General features: G+C 51.4%; 16 protein-coding genes. 2 read left to right on the forward strand and 14 right to left on the reverse strand.

Annotated features, from left to right (window positions below; genetic code table 11):
* Positions 1-128 precede the first annotated feature (128 nt).
* Positions 129-1,166 (forward strand): response regulator, encoded by a 1,038-nt coding sequence (locus KXD86_RS04885; protein ID WP_218634940.1) that lies wholly within the window; start codon positions 129-131, stop codon positions 1,164-1,166.
* A gap of 3 nt (positions 1,167-1,169) precedes the next feature.
* A complete protein-coding gene (locus tag KXD86_RS04890; protein WP_218634941.1) occupies positions 1,170-2,153 on the forward strand; it encodes a sensor domain-containing diguanylate cyclase in 984 nt (327 codons plus the stop codon).
* A 35-nt stretch (positions 2,154-2,188) separates the two neighbouring features.
* Here KXD86_RS04890 and KXD86_RS04895 read toward each other — a convergent pair whose 3' ends face one another.
* The 14 genes from KXD86_RS04895 to KXD86_RS04960 form a co-directional block, all read right to left on the reverse strand.
* The gene (locus tag KXD86_RS04895; protein WP_218634942.1) at positions 2,189-2,557 is read right to left on the reverse strand and encodes a histone-like nucleoid-structuring protein, MvaT/MvaU family; all 369 of its coding nucleotides are present in this window, start codon (positions 2,555-2,557) and stop codon (positions 2,189-2,191) included.
* A 192-nt stretch (positions 2,558-2,749) separates the two neighbouring features.
* Complete coding sequence (locus tag KXD86_RS04900) at positions 2,750-3,877, reverse strand: DUF1972 domain-containing protein (RefSeq protein WP_218634943.1); 1,128 nt, start codon at positions 3,875-3,877, stop codon at positions 2,750-2,752.
* Between the two features lie 123 nt (positions 3,878-4,000).
* Positions 4,001-4,960 (reverse strand): polysialyltransferase family glycosyltransferase, encoded by a 960-nt coding sequence (locus KXD86_RS04905; protein WP_218634944.1) that lies wholly within the window; start codon positions 4,958-4,960, stop codon positions 4,001-4,003.
* 74 nt (positions 4,961-5,034) lie between these two features.
* Positions 5,035-6,279 (reverse strand): lipopolysaccharide biosynthesis protein, encoded by a 1,245-nt coding sequence (locus tag KXD86_RS04910; protein WP_218634945.1) that lies wholly within the window; start codon positions 6,277-6,279, stop codon positions 5,035-5,037.
* 168 nt (positions 6,280-6,447) lie between these two features.
* On the reverse strand, positions 6,448-7,860 hold the full coding sequence (locus KXD86_RS04915) for an undecaprenyl-phosphate glucose phosphotransferase (RefSeq protein ID WP_376770967.1): 1,413 nt from the start codon (positions 7,858-7,860) through the stop codon (positions 6,448-6,450).
* A 171-nt stretch (positions 7,861-8,031) separates the two neighbouring features.
* Positions 8,032-9,294, reverse strand: a complete 1,263-nt coding sequence (gene tviB / locus KXD86_RS04920; RefSeq protein WP_218636727.1) for a Vi polysaccharide biosynthesis UDP-N-acetylglucosamine C-6 dehydrogenase TviB — start codon at positions 9,292-9,294, stop codon at positions 8,032-8,034.
* Positions 9,295-9,371: 77 nt separating this feature from the next.
* Positions 9,372-10,424 carry a pseudaminic acid synthase gene (gene pseI, locus KXD86_RS04925; RefSeq protein ID WP_218634947.1) on the reverse strand — a complete coding sequence of 351 codons (1,053 nt, stop codon included), beginning with the start codon at positions 10,422-10,424 and terminating at the stop codon, positions 9,372-9,374.
* Positions 10,425-10,439: 15 nt separating this feature from the next.
* Positions 10,440-10,925, reverse strand: coding sequence for a UDP-4-amino-4,6-dideoxy-N-acetyl-beta-L-altrosamine N-acetyltransferase (gene pseH / locus KXD86_RS04930; protein ID WP_218636728.1), 486 nt, complete (start codon positions 10,923-10,925; stop codon positions 10,440-10,442).
* A gap of 20 nt (positions 10,926-10,945) precedes the next feature.
* On the reverse strand, positions 10,946-12,046 hold the full coding sequence (pseG, locus tag KXD86_RS04935; RefSeq protein WP_218634948.1) for a UDP-2,4-diacetamido-2,4,6-trideoxy-beta-L-altropyranose hydrolase: 1,101 nt from the start codon (positions 12,044-12,046) through the stop codon (positions 10,946-10,948).
* A complete protein-coding gene (gene pseF, locus KXD86_RS04940; protein WP_218634949.1) occupies positions 12,036-12,740 on the reverse strand; it encodes a pseudaminic acid cytidylyltransferase in 705 nt (234 codons plus the stop codon). The genes pseG and pseF overlap by 11 nt, the downstream gene beginning before the upstream one ends.
* On the reverse strand, positions 12,737-13,897 hold the full coding sequence (gene pseC, locus KXD86_RS04945; protein WP_218634950.1) for a UDP-4-amino-4,6-dideoxy-N-acetyl-beta-L-altrosamine transaminase: 1,161 nt from the start codon (positions 13,895-13,897) through the stop codon (positions 12,737-12,739). The genes pseF and pseC overlap by 4 nt, the downstream gene beginning before the upstream one ends.
* Positions 13,898-13,900: 3 nt before the next feature.
* Complete coding sequence (gene pseB, locus KXD86_RS04950) at positions 13,901-14,899, reverse strand: UDP-N-acetylglucosamine 4,6-dehydratase (inverting) (RefSeq protein ID WP_218634951.1); 999 nt, start codon at positions 14,897-14,899, stop codon at positions 13,901-13,903.
* 147 nt (positions 14,900-15,046) lie between these two features.
* Positions 15,047-16,987, reverse strand: a complete 1,941-nt coding sequence (locus tag KXD86_RS04955) for a nucleoside-diphosphate sugar epimerase/dehydratase (protein WP_218634952.1) — start codon at positions 16,985-16,987, stop codon at positions 15,047-15,049.
* Positions 16,988-17,036: 49 nt separating this feature from the next.
* Entirely contained in the window at positions 17,037-17,585 is a 549-nt protein-coding gene (locus KXD86_RS04960) for a sugar transferase (RefSeq protein WP_218634953.1), read from the reverse strand.
* Positions 17,586-17,589 lie beyond the last annotated feature (4 nt).

Below are 17,589 nucleotides of genomic sequence, written 5' to 3' on the forward strand. Positions count from 1 at the left end.
CGGAACCCGGCACAACTCACCAAGCATGACCGGATTCACAAAATTTCACAGAGATGTAGCAAATATGTACATAAAACAACGTCCTGTTATACTTCCCCGATTCATCCTTCTGCCGTCGGCCAAAACACATGACCACCCGGATACTCATCTGCGACGATTCCGCGCTTGCCAGAAAGCAAATGGCCAAAGCCCTGCCCCATGGCCTGCAGGCAGACATCACGTACGCGAAGGACGGAGAGGAAGCCCTGGCGACGTTGCGGGCCGGGGAGGCCGAACTCATGTTCCTGGACCTCAACATGCCGGCAATGGACGGCTACCAGGTGCTGGAAACTGTCCGCGAGGAAGACCTGCCCGTGCTGACCATCGTGGTCTCGGGGGATATCCAGCCCGAAGCCCGGGAGCGTGTCCGAAAACTCGGCGCCATCGACTTCATCAAAAAGCCGACGGAAGCGGACATCGTGCTGACACTGCTGAAAGACTACGGGTTCTATAGGCCCGGCGAGGTTGAGGACACAGCGCTGAACGACACCGCGCTCAAAACCGGCACGACCACTTCCGCCCCCGAACCCGAACTCTCGATCTCCCTGAACGATTACCTGCAGGAAGTGGCCAATGTGGCCATGGGCCGCTCTTCCGATTTGCTCGCACGGCTGCTAAAGGTCTTCGTCAAGCAACCGATTCCCAGGGTCGCCTTCATCGCCAATTCGGAATTGCACATGGCCATTTCCGCCGCCCAGAACTACGACACCTATTCCGCGGTCTGTCAGGGCTTCACGGGAGCCGGCATCGCCGGAGAAGCCCTGCTGCTGTTTGCCGATGCCAGCTTTAAAGAAATGGCGGAGATGCTGCACTACGAAGAGCTTGAGGGAGAAGCCGTCAACGTTGAAGTACTGATGGATATGTCGAGCATCCTCTTCGGTGCGTTCCTCAAGGGCATTGGTGACCAACTGGACCTGAATCTCGGGCTCGGACATCCTACCGTGCTCGGGCAACACCGGCAGATTGCGGATCTCCTCGAGCATCACAGCTCCCGCGAGGAACGTCTATTGTGCATTGAGGTCAGTTACGTACTGGAAGATCGTGACATCCAGTGCGATTTGCTGGTCCTGCTTACCGAGGATTCCGTGCCCTTCCTCGAACAACGTCTCAAATACCTGGTGGACTGATCAATGGCATTCCAAGGCGTAGACGCCGATTCCTTCCACTGGCTGGTGGACATGCTTGAATCCGTCGAAGTTGGTCTGGTTGTTCTCGATCTCGATTTCAGGGTCCAGGCCTGGAACGGATTCATGGAGAACCACAGTGGCATTACCGCCAGCCGGATCCGAGAGAAGGTCCTCTTTGATGTCTTCCCGGATATCCCAAAGGCCTGGCTCACCCGCAAGGTCGATGCCGTTGCGTTACTGAACACAAGGGCGTTCACCTCCTGGGAACAGCGCCCCTACCTGTTCAAATTCCGCAATACCCGGCCTATCACGGGCACCGAGGAATTCATGTTCCAGAACCTCACCATCAGCCCGCTGTCCGGGCCCTCCGGGCAGGTCGAGAAAGTCTGCCTGATGGTGTACGACGTCACCGACATCGCCAGTAGCAAGCGAGCGCTTGAGCGGGCTAACGAGCAATTGGCAAAACTCAGCATGACCGACCGATTGACGGGGCTACTCAACCGGGGCACGTGGGAAAACCTGGTCGACGCAGAGTACGAACGCTATCGGCGGTACGGGCACCCAACGTCACTGGTCATGTTCGACATCGACCATTTCAAAAAAGTAAACGACAGTTTCGGCCACCTTGCCGGTGACGACGTCATCAAGCACGCCGCTAATGTGACAAAGGGCGGCTTGCGGCAATCAGACACCTCCGGACGTTACGGTGGCGAGGAATTCGGCATCATTCTGCCGGAAACCGACGCGCAAGGTGCGAAAGTTATCTGCGAAAGAATTCGGGAACAGATCGAGCAAAGCGTGGTTGATACCAGCGTCGCACCAATTCGGTACACCATTAGCATGGGCGTCGCCCAGTTAACCGACAGCCCGGAGAATCACATGCAATGGATGCAGCAGGCGGATGAAGCGCTATACACCGCGAAAGCGAGTGGCAGGAATTGTGTGCGGGTATACGGCGAATCAGATAAAAGAAAAGCCCGGCATTAACCGGGCTTTTCTTTAGTCAAATAAACAAACTGGACTTAGTTCTCTTGCCAGCTCTGCACGGCTTCCTTACCGTACTTATCACGCCACGCGTTCAGAGTCTTGTGATTGCCGCCACGGGTTTTCACAATTTCACCGGTGTGCGGATTCTTGTATGTCTTCAGGGGGCGCTTCGGGCGGCTGCCAGCAGCAGACTCCGCTTTAGCGCCGGCCACAGAGGGATCAATCGCAGACAAAATCTGAAGGACATCCTTCGGTGATTTGTCATATTCCTTCATCAACGCACGGACCTTGTTTTCAAACTCCAGTTCACCTTTCAGAGCCTGATCTTCTTCAAGCTTTTCCAGCTCTGCAGCAAGCTTTTCCATAAGCTGTTTTTTCTGATAATAATCGTTAATCTTTGCCATGGAATTAAAACCCTTTGAAAACGGCTTTCTAGAATAGAAGTCTTACAAAGCGGGATATTAGTTAAAACGAATGAAAATCGCAAAATAAATTTCTATTTCTTAATCTCAGGAATTGCACCCAGACCAATCTTAAAAGCTTTTTGCCTTCGAAATGACAGCAAGCCACTAAAAATCCTCAGCAATTAAGAAACTCTAATGCTGGCTTTGACAGTACGTCTCTTCCGGGTACCAATCCAACAACAATTCCTCGTACTGGGCCAAGACATTCGTCCAAGTAAAACATTCATAAAACCTTGCCTTACATGCACGCCTCATATAGCTCAGGCGACTACTATCATTTGAGAGTTGGCGAAGTAACAAATCGAGTGAGTCTTCATCTTCGAAATAAACAGCTCCCTCGCCCGCTACCCAGCGGTTAAACTGATTATCTTGCGCAATGATTGCACAGCCGGCACCCATAGCCTCTACTAAAGATGGATTCGTTCCTCCAACCCGATGGCCATGTAGATAGAATCGGCAGTAGAACCTCAGCGCTTGAACAACAGGCGCTTGGTATATGGCGCCAACGAAAACGACTTCTTCTGAAGCCGCATCCAATACAGAACGATGATAAGAACTTGAGTCTTGCTCAAGGTTACCTAGCACAACTAGCTTATGATTCCTTTTTTTTCGGCTGAAAGCCCGCACCATCTCTAATAAAGAGTTTTCTGGTTCTGGCCGCGCAATAATCACTGAGAACCCTCCCGCCGTCAGCTCGTAAGCCTTCAACAAATCGGAGTCGGCAGAACCAATTTCATCCCCACCATAAGGAATCATTGTGATCTTATCGCTACGGACGCGACTAGAGAGATGCTCCTTGATTCCGGGATGATCAGCCACAAGGTGATTTCCAAGCCAGCAACCGGCTCGCTCATTCAGCCAAAACCAAAGCTTCGCGATACTACCCCACTTTTCCCGCCGCCATTCGATTCCATCCATATTTATAATATTTACCTGCTTGCCGAATCGCTGAAGTATGTTGAATGAAGCGGTGTTATACCCAAGCGTCAAAAAAATACCAGTACGATTTAGTGCATGCTTTGACGCCTTCCAATCGAAGATGACACTCCCAAAGACGCCCCCTTCCTTAACCGGGACATGAACACAATTTACACCGCTCCAGATAGTTTCATATATTTGACCATCACCGTCCTCTTGACAGTACACAAAAACCTGCCAACCACGATTGACCAAATAGAGGGACAACTTTTCGGCAAACGTCTCGAAGCCGCCGTGCCTCGCAGGTATACCACGAGTGCCAAGGATATACAGTTTTTTCATCTTGTTTTAAAAGCTTCCTGTTTAAGCATATCCATTAAAAAAATTTGAAGATCACCGAGCTTAACACTTTAAATATTATTCAAGAATTCTGCATCTAAAACCCTAACAGGATTAATAGCCACATTATGAATCGTCAAAAAGCTCGGAACCATGTAATGGAGATATACCATAGTGTTCAAGGAAATCATATATTCTAATCGCTTTTCCATCGACTTCGATCATCTTCTCGTCTGCTACAATGTAGTAACAGCGCACATTCTTAAAAATGGTGGAAATATTTAAAAGTGCCGAACTGTAAAAACTTACAACAACTGAAAAATCATCAACGGCCACCAACTGCTCAGCTGGCATTTTAGCTTTACTGGATGGCAGTTTCTTCATGAAATCAAAATCGCTTACGGAATCATGATGGGGTTTATAGTGAACCTCCACCCCAGGTTTCAATTGGCCAAAGGCCAACTTTACCCTCTCCTCCTTCTGATCATCAGGAATCTGAACAGGCTGATCAAGAAATAGTATTTTTCCCTTTTTCCCGACACTCTTTCCTACCTTTAACTTCAATCCAAAGTGACAAACCCGTCGAAATCTCGAGGACTTAACAATGGACTTTGGCCTACTTACAAAAAGCCGATCAACAAACATTTCGTCACAACCGGTAATATGACCTGCATAGCTTCTAAAAGGCATCAACAACAGAGCAGAAAGAACAGTTTTATATAATGGCAGCGTCCACTCAGACCGACTTGCATCATAATAATTGGCAACACCATCTTCATAAACGGTGACAGAGGAGCACCTTCCGCTAAAAAAAAGATAATTCACTGCAATATTACACGGGTGAGGACAATATAAATTTATCTTAAACTTTCTAAGCAACCAAAATCGAACATAAATACTATAAATAAAAATTGACAACAAGGAAGATTTTCTACTTCCAATCATTTTAACTTGAGGAAAAGAACTGATATCTGGATGCCTTTTTGAAAAAAAGCAATAGGTCTTTCCATTTAATTCACCCAAAAATGACTCTGCATACAGTGAATGATAAGGAGTAAAGCCAACCACTAAATTAATGACGCTCATCTTATTGTGTAACCATTTTGAGGTATTGTCATAGTTTTTCTATCCGAACGGTGGGCAATTACGCCGGACCGAGCTCATCGCCATAGGGGAGGTGTTAGCCGGAAAAACTGCAGGGTCTTCCAAAACAATATGAAGCCGGAGGCAGCAATTAACCCCAAAGGCACTGCCAGCTCGCCGCTAAATAGTGTTGATAGCGCGGTTGTAAGAACGAAAACAATCAGTCCTGCTATATGGCTTACGACCAATGGCTTATCATTGCCCTGCGCATAAAGGCCATAGTGTGGAATCATTCCCAGCACAGTAAGCATATTCGCCACCAACAACCACAAAAAAAGGTATTGATATTCTGAGAATACCGGACGATCAAGCCATTCAAGTAGAAAGGGAACCACTATCCACGCCACCATCGAGAAAAACAGTGTCAACGTGATGGTTTGTGCGGTTAGTTGCCGGAATTTGATTCTGAAACCTCGCGCATCCTGATTCGTATGGGCAACGATCATGGCTGGGTAAAGGAAGGTGAACACGGCAGCGTCCATGAATGCTAGCAATGCATTACAGATACCCATGAACAAAACATAAACGCCAAGCACTTCAAGGTTTGTTAACGCCTCGATCCAATAACGGTCAAAAGTGTAAATACCACGGAGTGCGAGAGTTGCGATCAGCATGGGCACCGTAATCCGGACCCCCTTTTTTACCCAGTTCCAGTCTACGGGAAGTTGCCACCCTCCTAAGCCCTGACGAAAAACTACCAAGAGCCCGACTGCCACTGCCATTACGCTGCCAATAATCCAACTGACCAGAACCGTCTGTAGACTTCGATATTCAGGATCAAGATACATGATGGCCAGTACCACAAGGCACCAGGCTCCCGCCCTAAAGAAAAGAACCCAGCTAGCAATAACTTGCCTAGATAGCGCCACCAAGATGCGGTTAAGCTCTTGAGCCACATGCTCGAAAATTAAAAGAATTAGAAACCAAGGTAACAACCACCATGGTAGGAGCCCGACAGTAAACAGCGAAACACACAACGGCACGAACACACAGTAAAGAATTAGGCTAAAACCAATCTGGCCTTTTAACAGTCGCCCACGGTCATTCGCAGAGCTCTTGAGAATCTCACGGGTGGTAAAAATATAGAAATCGAAACCTACGAGGAAAATTGAGTAGCTTATGGTTACGGTCAAAAGACCGAAGAGTCCCAGATCAGCCGGTTCAAGGAAACGAGCCAGCAGAACAATCAGCAAAAATTTACTGACAAGTGTTACTCCCCTAAGGACAAGATTAAGAAACCGGCCAATCAATGCACGTTTCATCCGGTCCGGAAAGCAGCGTTCTGCTCTGAATTTGGAATCTTATCGCTCCCGATTTCTCCCGTTAAAATGAAAACCAAAGCGAACACAATAAATGACAAAACTTTTCCTCCAAGATCTGCGATCAGTAGTCCAGGCTCGCAATATAAAAATGGGCAAATCTAGGCCGATTCAATATATATCATCCGAGAATAACGAAAGAGGAGTTTTCAGCAATATTTTCATATCTAACCAAAGACTCCATTGGTTGATGTAGGCCAAATCCAGCTCTACTCGCTTCTGCATTTTCTCAAGAGTTTCCGTCTCTCCGCGGTAACCGCTAATTTGGGCCATACCAGTGATACCGGGTTTGATTCGATGTCGTGCCATATAAGCGATAATTTTGTCAGAATAATAATCATTGTGAACCACCGCATGAGGACGCGGGCCAACCAAGGCCATGTCTCCTTTGATCACGTTTATTAACTGCGGGAGTTCGTCGAGCGATGTCCGTCTGAGAATGCGCCCGACCGGTGTAACTCTTGGATCACCTTTTTGAGCTTGCTTTAACTGGTTATCTGTATGAACTCTCATAGATCGAAATTTCAGCACTTCGATGATGGCACCGTTCCAACCGTGACGCTCTTGCCGGAAAAGAACCGGTCCCGGCGATGACAGCTTCACAGCCAAAGCACAGGCTATAAGTAACGGTGCCAGCATAACCAGGCCAAACAGAGCAAGACCACGCTCGAGGAAGGATTTCATCAACGCGGCACCCGGATCGGATGTCAGAGGGCTCTCATTGAGGTGAATTGCAGGCATTCCGCCCAGGTCATGAACACTGTGATTCAAAAGCTTAAGGTTGGCAAAATCAGGAATCCAAACCACATCGACCTGAGCATCCAGCAGGTCGACATACAGGTCTTCTATCTGATCTGCTTCTTTTGCAGGTAATGCAATGTAGACCCGACTGACATCATTATCCTTCAGTATCCTGCGCAACTCACTCACAGCTCCCAGCGTCGGGAATTGTGAATTTTCTTCGCCATTAAACGGTGCTGCAGTGCCGAGACTGACCAAACCAAGCATTACCTCCCCTCGCTCATGACTAAGTTTGGTCGCAAGATCCAGCGCCAGCCGCCCTGTACCGATGATCAAAGACGGCCTTGAATTTCTATGGTTTCGGTCTAGCCGAAGGAATACACTCTGAAGACCTACAAGCGCTGTCCCCTGTAAGACTGCTCCTCCAACGATCCATTGAAGAATAACTTCCCGTGAGAACAGCTCGCTGGTTTTGGTAACAAACGCCAGGAACGTAAGAGTTGCCATCAGTGTTGCCCAGGCAGCTGCGAATCTGGCCAAGCCAATCAAGTATCCGTTCTGGCTACTGAAGGCACGGAAAAGAACACATAACGGTACAGAGATGAGGGACGAGACAATGATCAGAAGCCGGTAATGGGATGCCACATCGGAGGTTTTATTTAAAGTGAGGAAAATTAACAGGGAGGTCTGAATAGCCGTCGCTAAAGCCCAATGCGACCAGAATATTAACTTGTCTGTCGCCCTTACTCCCGGTGCCAGCGGAGATTGATATCGATGTGTCATACGGCTCATATGAAAAGTTCTGCTCAACGATGGCTTAGACGGAGAATAACCGTGCAGTTATAGATTATTGGGGGGAAGTAGCGAAAAATGACGCAGAACACTTCCCCAGATCTCAGTTCCCAGTCGTCAGCGAAAAAGCAGGCATCTCAAGCAGTATATATTTCCTCAAGGTCAAAGCCTCAGGTCAGAGCAACCCAAGGGAAAGACACCTTTGAGATCAAAAAAAATGCCATCTTCCTTCAGATAATCCCGCAATTCTTGGACTGACTTATTGGCGTATTCCCGATGAGGTACAGCCAAGAGGAGGGCGTCATACTCCCCCAACCGAGGCTCTCCAACAAGCGACACTCCGTATTCATGCTCCGCTTCATCAGAGCTGGCCCAACAATCTGTGATATCGACCAGACAACCAAAATCCTGCAATTCTCTCACCACATCAATAACATGGGTATTGCGAAGGTCCGGGCAGTTCTCCTTGAAGGTGAACCCCATTATCAAAACCCGGGAAGTCGAAACCGTATGTCCGGATTTGATCATTGCTTTAACCAATTCAGCCGCCGAATAAGCGCCCATCTTGTCGTTTACCCGCCGACCGGCAAGGATAATCTCTGGATGATACCCGATCGCCTGGGCCTTATGCGTCAGATAGTAGGGATCCACACCAATACAATGCCCACCGACGAGTCCCGGCTTAAAAGGCAGGAAATTCCATTTGGTAGCGGCAGCGGCTAACACTTCGTGTGTGTCTATCTTCAACCGGGAGAAAATCATCGACAGTTCATTCATCAGCGCAATATTCAGATCACGCTGGGTGTTTTCGATCACCTTCGCTGCTTCGGCAACTTTGATAGAGCTGGCCTTATGAGTCCCGGCTGTAATGATACTCGCATAAAGCGCATCGATTTCATCCGCAATCTCTGGCGTGGAGCCCGACGTTACTTTCCTGATGGTTGTAACGCGATGCTCCCTATCCCCAGGATTAATTCTCTCTGGGCTGTACCCTGCGAAGAAATCGCTGTTAAAGGTTAATCCGGATTCACGCTCCAAAATCGGGACACAAACCTCCTCAGTCGCGCCAGGAAAAACCGTGGATTCGTAAATGACAATATCGCCTTTTTTGAGAACTCTACCGACACTCTCGCTTGCCCGCATCAACGGATTCAAATCCGGAGACTTGTACTCGTCAATCGGGGTAGGAACAGTAACGATATATATTTCGCAGTCACGAATCTCTTCAAGAGAATCGGTAAACGAAAGCTTTGAGGCACTCTTTAACTCTTCCCGTGAGACTTCACGAGTATAATCCACCCCATCCCTCAGTTCGGCAATTCTCTTACTATTGATATCAAACCCTTTCACCGAACGCTGCTCACCAAATGCTGCGGCAAGCGGCAGGCCGACGTATCCAAGACCAATAACAGCAATATTCTTCATTTTAAGTCCCTTTGCCATGATGACATCTGAACAGTGCTTAACGCCTGCACCCATCAAACCCGGGGCGGCCCTGATCCCTACTGAAAATCCGTTCTCTTGACCGGAGAATGCCGTTCAATATCTCGAGTCGCAGTCCGGCCTACCACGTCTTTAAGATGCTTTGGCGCTAAACCAAAGCCCGGGCGGACGCTTCGAATGTCGCTTGAGGAGATCATCTGCCCGGCCTTGATATCCTCGACAAAATAGAGGGAACGTCGGAATTGGGCGTTACCCTGCTCGCTGGACTTCCTGCCGTAATCTACCTGTCCCAGGGCGCTCCACGCCGTCTTGCTGTCCCGACATAACGCAGCCAGATCTTCCGGTTCCAGTGAAAAACTATCGTCCGGTCCGCCCCCCTGGCGATCAAGGGTGAAGTGCTTTTCAATAATCGACGCACCGAGAACAACACTGGCTATGGCCGTGGTGTTATCAAGAGTGTGGTCGGAAAGCCCGGTAACCAGTCCGAAACGTTCCTGCATATCAACGATGGTACGCAGATTGTAATCCTCAGCCGGTGCCGGGTACCCACTCACACAGTGCAGGATAGCCAGCTGGGTGCAACCGGCGCCTCTGGCGGTGTCCACCGCTTCGCGAATCTCTTCTGCATCGGCCATTCCCGTCGAAATGATCATCGGCTTGCCGGTGCGGGCGACATACTCAATGAGTGGCAAATCCACTGCCTCGAACGACGCAATCTTGTAGGCCGGGGCACCGAGATCCTCGAGCAAATCGACCGCAGTGGTATCGAACGGTGAGCTGAAAATGGTAATACCCAGCTTGCGGGCATGATCAAAAAGCGGCTTGTGCCATTCCCACGGCATATGCGCTTCTTCATAGAGTTCATAAAGCGTTCGACCATCCCACAGACCGCCCTTGATGCAGAACTCCTCGCCATGAGAATCAAGGGTAATTGTGTCAGGGCGATAGGTTTGCAGCTTGACGGCGTCCGCTCCCGCTCTGACCGCCTCGTCAATGATTTTCATCGCGGTTTCAAGTTTGCCGTTATGATTGGCCGACAGTTCCGCAATAATATACGGCGGCTGATGTCGGGAAATGTCCCGTCCGTCGATGGTTATTGTCGCCTCAGTCATAAATACGCCTATTGGTTACGAATCCGGATTCCGCCATTCTGCGGCAAGAATCCCAAAACAGATAATGTCATGATACTGCTCACCGTCGAAGAACTGATCCCGAAGCGTGCCCTCACGCGTGAACCCCAACGCTGTATGGAAACGGATCGATCGCTCGTTGAAGCCCAGTGCCTGCCCACACAGCTTATGTAAGTTCATGGATTCAAACGCATGCTGAAGCGCAGCCTGCCCCAGTCCGCGACCGGTCCCACTCTCGGCGTCTGGCGCCAGGTAAAATCCCCAGTCGGCTATTCCCTGCCAGCGTGTTGAAGAAATACTGACGAAGCCGAGGGGGGTGCCGTTCACTTCATAGATCAGTGGTGAAACGCCACGCTCTTTGCTTACCCGTTCAAACCAACGCTGATGCTCCTCTGGCGCAATTTCATGGCTGGTGTACATGTACCGACGGACAGTCGGATGGTTTCGCCAGGCGAGCACACGATCAAGATCCCCGGCAACCATTGGCCTTAGCTCACCAACTCTCACTCTGTCTCTCCAACCATTTGCCTGATCACCCGGCTGGGCCCCTGCCCATCACACAATGAAGCCGCCCGATCACTCATGGCGCGGATCTTCGCAGGGTCGAGCATCAGCCTGACAGCGCCAGCCAAATGTTCCGACACATGTCTTCTATCCCCGACTGAAAGCGCTGCCCCGGTTTTGTCCAGCGCATCCGTGCCTTGCTTCTGGTTGTCGGCCATCACAACCAACAAGGACGGCAATCCAAGACAGCACCGCTCCCAGGCAGAGCCTCCTGCGGCGCCGATGGCCAGATCGACATCAGACAGCAGTGAAGCCATATCTCCAACGTTCACCAATAGTCGCGCATCGAGGCGCATTTGCTGAACCAGACCGGAGATCTGCTCGGCGTGGGGGGAACCCGCTCCCAACACGACGATAACGTGACAGGGCGACAGTTCTTCAATGCCATCCAGGGCGCCCAGAACATCGGCCGTTACATTCTCAATGTCAACGCCACCCATACTCACTAGAATAGTTTCAACCGCACCGGATTGCCGCCGAGCAAGGCTGTATGCTCGACTCTGTTCGAATTCGGGTCTCAACAGAGCGTACTGGGGACCTATCAACCTGACCGTAGACTGAGGCAGTAAACCGTCATAATCGCTCTGCCTTCGCCCCAGATTCTGGTCCAGTAACATCTCACAGGCATGGGCTCGGTCGGCAAGATCATCAATCACCAACAACGACTGCGCGTTGCCGGCGAGGGCACGTTCCCACCTGCCATCAATGGCGTAGTGATCCACCACCAACCAGTCGGGCTGCACTCCGTCCATGGCGGCGATGGTATCCGCGGCGTCTGTTTGCCAGTCCGTCTGAAGCCAGCCAGCGTGACCGGGAAGCGCTTCGGTAGCCAATATACTGCGCTCCGGAAGCATCCTGACCTCGTGGTCTCTGCCCCTTACCACGTTTTCAAGGTTGCCCGGCAGGTTTCGCAGAATGAAGATACAGCGAGAGCCGTTTGCACGGAGGGCATCGGCAAGTGTCAAGCACCTCATCACGTGGCCGGTACCAATGTCCAGAGACGCATCGACTCGGAAAACGACAAGCGCTCTATCCGCCATGGCTGTTTCTGACTCTCAACACTTCAAACATATACTCCGCAGACGTCCAATCCTCCGGGGTATCCACATCCTGAACCCGATATCGAGGAACCGGCACGGCTACGGAATCCGGACTGAAGATAACGCGCTCCTCAATCCACGCATCCGCCGTTCCCCAGTAGAATTGACCGGCATCGTGCCACGCCTCTTCCAGATCCTGGGAGCGCGTTGCAAACTGCTCCGGGTAAAACATTTCCACCCGGCCTCCTGGCTGCAACCGCAACGCCCGCTGGATGGGGAAGGCATAACTTGTCACTGAAAAGGCAAAGCTGCACCGGGCTTCAAGCAATCTCCGTTCACCCTGCTGAAGGTCTTCCGATGCCAGGAACGGCGCGGTGGCATAAATGCAGCACGCATAATCCACCGGAAAACCGCTGTCCAGCAACCAGGAAACTGCGTGTCGAATCACGGGAATCGTGCCTGCATGATCGTCAGACAGCGAATCCGGTCGCCTGAACGGGACGTCCGCGCCATGTTCTTTAGCGACCTTTGCGATTTCATCATCGTCTGTTGAAACGATGATCCGATCGAAACACCCACTTCGCCTTGCGGCGTCAATGGTCCAGGCAATCATGGGCTTTCCGCAAAACTGCCGGATGTTCTTTCGAGGTATGCGCTTACTACCTCCGCGCGCTGGAATTATCGCGACCTTCATGCAGTGATCGCCTTCGTTAATGCAGCCACCACGGTGTCCTGCTGCTCAAACGTCAGGCCGTGGAACATGGGAAGACTGATTGCCTCCCCGTAGTAATTCATGGCTTCCGGAAAGTCCTCCGGCGAAAATCCCATGGCGGCATAGTAGGGCTGCGTATGCACTGGAATGTAGTGCAAATTGACACCGACCCCCTGCTCTCTCATGGATTCAAAGACTTGCCGATGGGAGAGCCCGGCGGCGGTGAGATGCAAGCGCACGACATAAAGATGGAGCCCCGAATAGCTGTCAGGATGCTGAAACGGTCTTGTCAGTGGAAGATCGGCAAGAAGGGTGTCATAGCGTTTCGCCAACTCGTGACGTTGGGCAACGAAACTGTCGAGCCGATCCATCTGGCTCAGACCAAGTGCTGCCTGAAGCTCGGTCATTCGGTAATTGAACCCAAGACCCACCTGCTGGTAATACCAGGGGCCGTCCGGTTCGTGCGTCATTCGGTCTGGATCCCGGGTAATCCCGTGGCTTCGCAAAAGCTCCATACTCGCGGCAAGTTCCGGGTCGTTGGTCACGGCCATACCGCCTTCCGCCGTGGTCACTATCTTGACCGGATGGAAGCTGAATACTGTGATATCGCTGTAGCGACCGTTCCCGATGAATTCGCCCCGGTATTTCCCACCAATGGCGTGGGAGGCATCCTCAATCACCCGAAAACCATAGCGATCGGCCAGGGATTTGATCGCGGCCATGTCACAGGGCTGCCCACACAAATGAACCGCTACCACGACCTTGGGCAACCTGCCTTCAACCTTCGCGCGCTCCAGTTTGCGTTCCAGTGCCCGGGGACAGAGGTTGTAGGTTGCGGGATCGATATCAACAAAATCCACCCTGGCCCCGCAGTAAAGACCGCAATTGGCGGATGCCACAAACGTCACAGGCGATGTCCAAAGCCAATCCCCTTCCGACAGCCCCAGAGCCGCGCTCGCAATATGCAGCGCGGAGGTCGCACTGTTCACTGACACGCCAAAGCGGGCGCCGACGTGTTCGGCCACTTTCTGTTCAAAGGCCGGGACTTTCGGCCCCTGGGTCAGGAAATCTGACTGGAGAACCTCAACAACAGCATCAATATCCTGCTGGGTGATTTCCTGCCGACCGTAGGGAATCATGGATCACAGGCTCCCGATCTTTTCCCGGTTCGAATCGATCCAGGCCTGCAACTCCTCATCGGACATCCACTCGGAATTATTGTCACTGGAGTAGATAAACCCTTCCGGGACCCGCTTGCCGTCCTTGATCCGATTCGCGTCCGAGCTCCAATCGTGAATCGCCGGCAGGATCTTGAAGTGTTCCGGATACTCGTACGTGTAGTAAGCGTCTTCTGCACCAATCATCTGTTCGTGCAGCTTCTCGCCGGGGCGGATACCGACGATCTCCTGCTTCGCTTCAGGAGCGACCACCCGGGCTAGATCCGTCACCTTCATGGAAGGAATCTTCTTCACGTAGATCTCACCACCTTCCATATCCTCAAACGCGTGCCAGACCAGTTCAACGCCATCCTCCAGCGAAATCATGAAACGCGTCATTCGCTCATCGGTAATCGGCAGAACACCCTTTTCCCTGAGCGACATGAAAAACGGAATGACCGACCCTCGAGAGCCCATTACGTTGCCGTACCGCACGACTGCAAAGCGGGTATCGTGGCTGCCCGCGTAGGAATTACCGGAAACAAACAGCTTGTCCGAGGCGAGTTTGGTCGCGCCGTACAGATTGATGGGGCTGCTTGCCTTGTCGGTGGAAAGTGCCACAACGCGCTTAACGCCCTTATCGATACAGGCATCAATGAGGTTCATTGCACCATTGATATTGGTCTTGATGCACTCGAACGGGTTGTATTCGGCCGTCGGGACAATCTTGGTCGCGGCGGCGTGTACCACGTAGTCGACGCCATCCAGGGCACGATACAGGCGATCCTTGTCACGAACGTCACCGATGAAAAAACGAACCCGGTGATCGCCGGCAAATTTCTTGGCCATCTCCCACTGCTTCATCTCATCCCTGGAAAAAACAATGACGCGCCTCGGATTGAATTTCTCGAGGAGCATAGGCACGAAGGTGTGACCAAACGAGCCTGTGCCGCCGGTGACCAGGATAGAACTGTTGTTGAACATTTGTATCGAATCGCCTCGGTTCAGATGTTTTGGATCAGGCACTCGCGTATGAGCATTACCTCAGTCCGATGATAAAAGAAAAAAGGGGCAAGATCTTGTTGATCTGCCCCCCATACTGACCCTGGCGCCAATGCTACTTGTCTCACTTCAGGACGGAAAGCGCCTGATATTGGTAATCTCTGAGGACACAACCGCTGGCACTTTCTCTTTATTGCACCAAACCAAGTCGGCCACCTCACCTGTAGGCGCAAAGCCAGTCGGTGCGGAACAAAGTATTTCGACAACACGGCTACAGTCAAATTCCTGACTCGCGCCCAGCAGCCCATTCAGCGTAACCTTAAGATCCTCCGGGGACATCGATACCTCCCGGGCCATCATGATTCTTGGGTGCTGAGTCCCCTGGGGGTTATCACCAATCAACAATTCCTCGTAGAGCTTCTCCCCGGGACGCAAACCCGTGAATACAATCTCGATATCCCCATCGGGAACTTCCTCCGATTTCTCGGTCAGGCCCATCAGATGGATCATCTTCCTGGCCAAATCAGCAATCTTAACGGGTTCCCCCATATCCAGGACAAAAACCTCGCCGCCGCGCCCCATGCTACCTGCCTGCAAAACTAGCTGGCTGGCTTCCGGAATAGTCATAAAATAACGGATGATGTCCGGATGGGTAACTGTGACAGGACCGCCATCCCGGATCTGGTCTCTAAACAAGGGAACCACAGAACCGGAGGAGCCCAGCACGTTTCCGAAGCGAACCATTGAGAATACGGTGCTGCTCTGTCGGGCAGCCAAGCCCTGGAGTACCAGTTCGGCCATTCGTTTGCTGGCGCCCATTACGTTCGTTGGGCGAACCGCCTTGTCTGTCGAGATTAAAACAAAGCGTTCGACGCCGGCTGAAATTGCCGCCTCAGCAGCATGAGCCGTGCCAAACACGTTGTTTTGCACCCCTTCGATCACATTGTGCTCAACAAGGGGAACATGCTTGTAAGCAGCTGCATGGTAAACCGTGCTAACACCGAACGAACGCATCACAGTTTCACACCGTCGGCGATGTACAACGCTTCCCAGGACTGCATGCAGTTCCACACCCAAGCCGTTGATCTGGTTAATCGAGGCCAACTCACGCTCAATCCGGTACAGCGAAAACTCGGTTTGCTCAAAAAGAACCAGGCACTTGGGCTTGTGCCGGATGATCTGGCGACATAGCTCTGAGCCAATCGATCCGCCCGCGCCCGTCACCATTACGGATTTTTGATAGAGGCTGGCGGCCACCATTGCGTTATCCGGCTCAACAGGGTCGCGCCCGAGCAAGTCAGCAAGCTCAAGGTCTCGGATGTCGTTGATTCTGGCCTGACCTGAGATCAGCTCCTGAACGCCGGGTGTACGCTGAACTGGAACCCCCAGAGTCTCAAGCCGACCAATCAGCTGCTTGCGATTGACCTTCGTGGCGGGCTCGAGTGCCAATAACAATTTACGAACCCGGTGCTTTCTGATTGCAAACTCCATGTGGTCCAAACCAACTACTGGCACGCCATGGATGAGCGCCTTATGCTTTGAGCTATCCAACGTTATGAAAACAACAGGCTGATATTCAATGCCTGTCGACAACGCATTGGCCAGCTGAACACCTGTTGGTCCCGCCCCAACGATCGCAACGCGCTCCTTATTCCGGTAACTGGGACGATTCAGCATCACCCGCACCCACATCCGGCTGCCTGCAACAAAGCTGAAAGACAGAAGCGCATAAATCAAAGGTACCGAGCGAGGAAGAAAAATTTCAAACCAGTGGCCCAGGACAATCAACGAAGCCGCAGAAATGCCAATACCGTAAAGGATAGTGAGGAACGCCTTATCGCTCATGTAACGAACAATGGCGCGATACAACCCAAGACGGATGAATCCAAAAATAGTGAGCGCAATGGTTGCCGCAAAAACCGCAACCTGTCTCTGATCCGGAGACCAGAGTAAGTTATCCAGGCGAAGTACGAATGCCACCCACAGGGAGACAGACAAGCCACATACATCGACGCCTACAGAGATAACGCGCTTGCGCGGGCGGGACAAATTCAGAAAGTATTCGAACATGGCCTTCGGTCATCCTGACAGTTTTGTGGTCTCATAGCTCCTAGCAACCTCACAACACCCGATCTCCGCGCCCCTTTCCTACTACGGTCTGAATGAGGTACTTGAAATAAGTTGCCACAGTCAATTTTCCCAGCATTATGGCATCAATTTCAGCCAAACGCTCCGGCACAGACATATCAACTCCCTGAACCTGCGCTAAACCAGTAATCCCGGGGCGCACCGAAAGCACTCCTCGAATCTTCCGTTCATGGATCAATTGTTTCTGAGTCAGCAAACACGGACGAGGCCCCACTAAGCTCATATCTCCTTTCAACACATTCCAGAGCTGGGGTAACTCATCCAGTTTGGTTCTCCGCAAAAAATGACCGAAAGATGTAATATCCTCAGAACTGGCCAGATGACTGGCCACTGAGAGTGTACCGACTCGCATCGTCCGGAATTTAACCAGCACAAATGGATTGCCATCCCTGCCCACGCGCTGCTGCCGGAATATCGGCGAGCCCGTATCGAAATACCCAACAATCAAAAGCACTCCAATCAGGGGGAACGCGGTTACTAAGCCCAGAGATGCAAAAATAATATCAAGAAAGCGAAACATAATT

It is taken from the genome of Marinobacter arenosus, assembly GCF_019264345.1.
GTDB classification, from domain to species: domain Bacteria; phylum Pseudomonadota; class Gammaproteobacteria; order Pseudomonadales; family Oleiphilaceae; genus Marinobacter; species Marinobacter arenosus.

What these genes read in the sequence shown, in the direction of transcription:
- KXD86_RS04885 (WP_218634940.1), top strand. Translation starts at nt 129, where the DNA reads ATGACCACCCGGATACTCATCTGCGACGATTCCGCGCTTGCCAGAAAG.
- KXD86_RS04890 (WP_218634941.1), top strand. Translation starts at nt 1,170, where the DNA reads ATGGCATTCCAAGGCGTAGACGCCGATTCCTTCCACTGGCTGGTGGAC.
- KXD86_RS04895 (WP_218634942.1), bottom strand. Translation starts at nt 2,557, where the DNA reads ATGGCAAAGATTAACGATTATTATCAGAAAAAACAGCTTATGGAAAAG.
- KXD86_RS04900 (WP_218634943.1), bottom strand. Translation starts at nt 3,877, where the DNA reads ATGAAAAAACTGTATATCCTTGGCACTCGTGGTATACCTGCGAGGCAC.
- KXD86_RS04905 (WP_218634944.1), bottom strand. Translation starts at nt 4,960, where the DNA reads ATGAGCGTCATTAATTTAGTGGTTGGCTTTACTCCTTATCATTCACTG.
- KXD86_RS04910 (WP_218634945.1), bottom strand. Translation starts at nt 6,279, where the DNA reads ATGAAACGTGCATTGATTGGCCGGTTTCTTAATCTTGTCCTTAGGGGA.
- KXD86_RS04915 (WP_376770967.1), bottom strand. Translation starts at nt 7,860, where the DNA reads ATGACACATCGATATCAATCTCCGCTGGCACCGGGAGTAAGGGCGACA.
- tviB (WP_218636727.1), bottom strand. Translation starts at nt 9,294, where the DNA reads ATGAAGAATATTGCTGTTATTGGTCTTGGATACGTCGGCCTGCCGCTT.
- pseI (WP_218634947.1), bottom strand. Translation starts at nt 10,424, where the DNA reads ATGACTGAGGCGACAATAACCATCGACGGACGGGACATTTCCCGACAT.
- pseH (WP_218636728.1), bottom strand. Translation starts at nt 10,925, where the DNA reads ATGGTTGCCGGGGATCTTGATCGTGTGCTCGCCTGGCGAAACCATCCG.
- pseG (WP_218634948.1), bottom strand. Translation starts at nt 12,046, where the DNA reads ATGGCGGATAGAGCGCTTGTCGTTTTCCGAGTCGATGCGTCTCTGGAC.
- pseF (WP_218634949.1), bottom strand. Translation starts at nt 12,740, where the DNA reads ATGAAGGTCGCGATAATTCCAGCGCGCGGAGGTAGTAAGCGCATACCT.
- pseC (WP_218634950.1), bottom strand. Translation starts at nt 13,897, where the DNA reads ATGATTCCCTACGGTCGGCAGGAAATCACCCAGCAGGATATTGATGCT.
- pseB (WP_218634951.1), bottom strand. Translation starts at nt 14,899, where the DNA reads ATGTTCAACAACAGTTCTATCCTGGTCACCGGCGGCACAGGCTCGTTT.
- KXD86_RS04955 (WP_218634952.1), bottom strand. Translation starts at nt 16,987, where the DNA reads ATGTTCGAATACTTTCTGAATTTGTCCCGCCCGCGCAAGCGCGTTATC.
- KXD86_RS04960 (WP_218634953.1), bottom strand. Translation starts at nt 17,585, where the DNA reads ATGTTTCGCTTTCTTGATATTATTTTTGCATCTCTGGGCTTAGTAACC.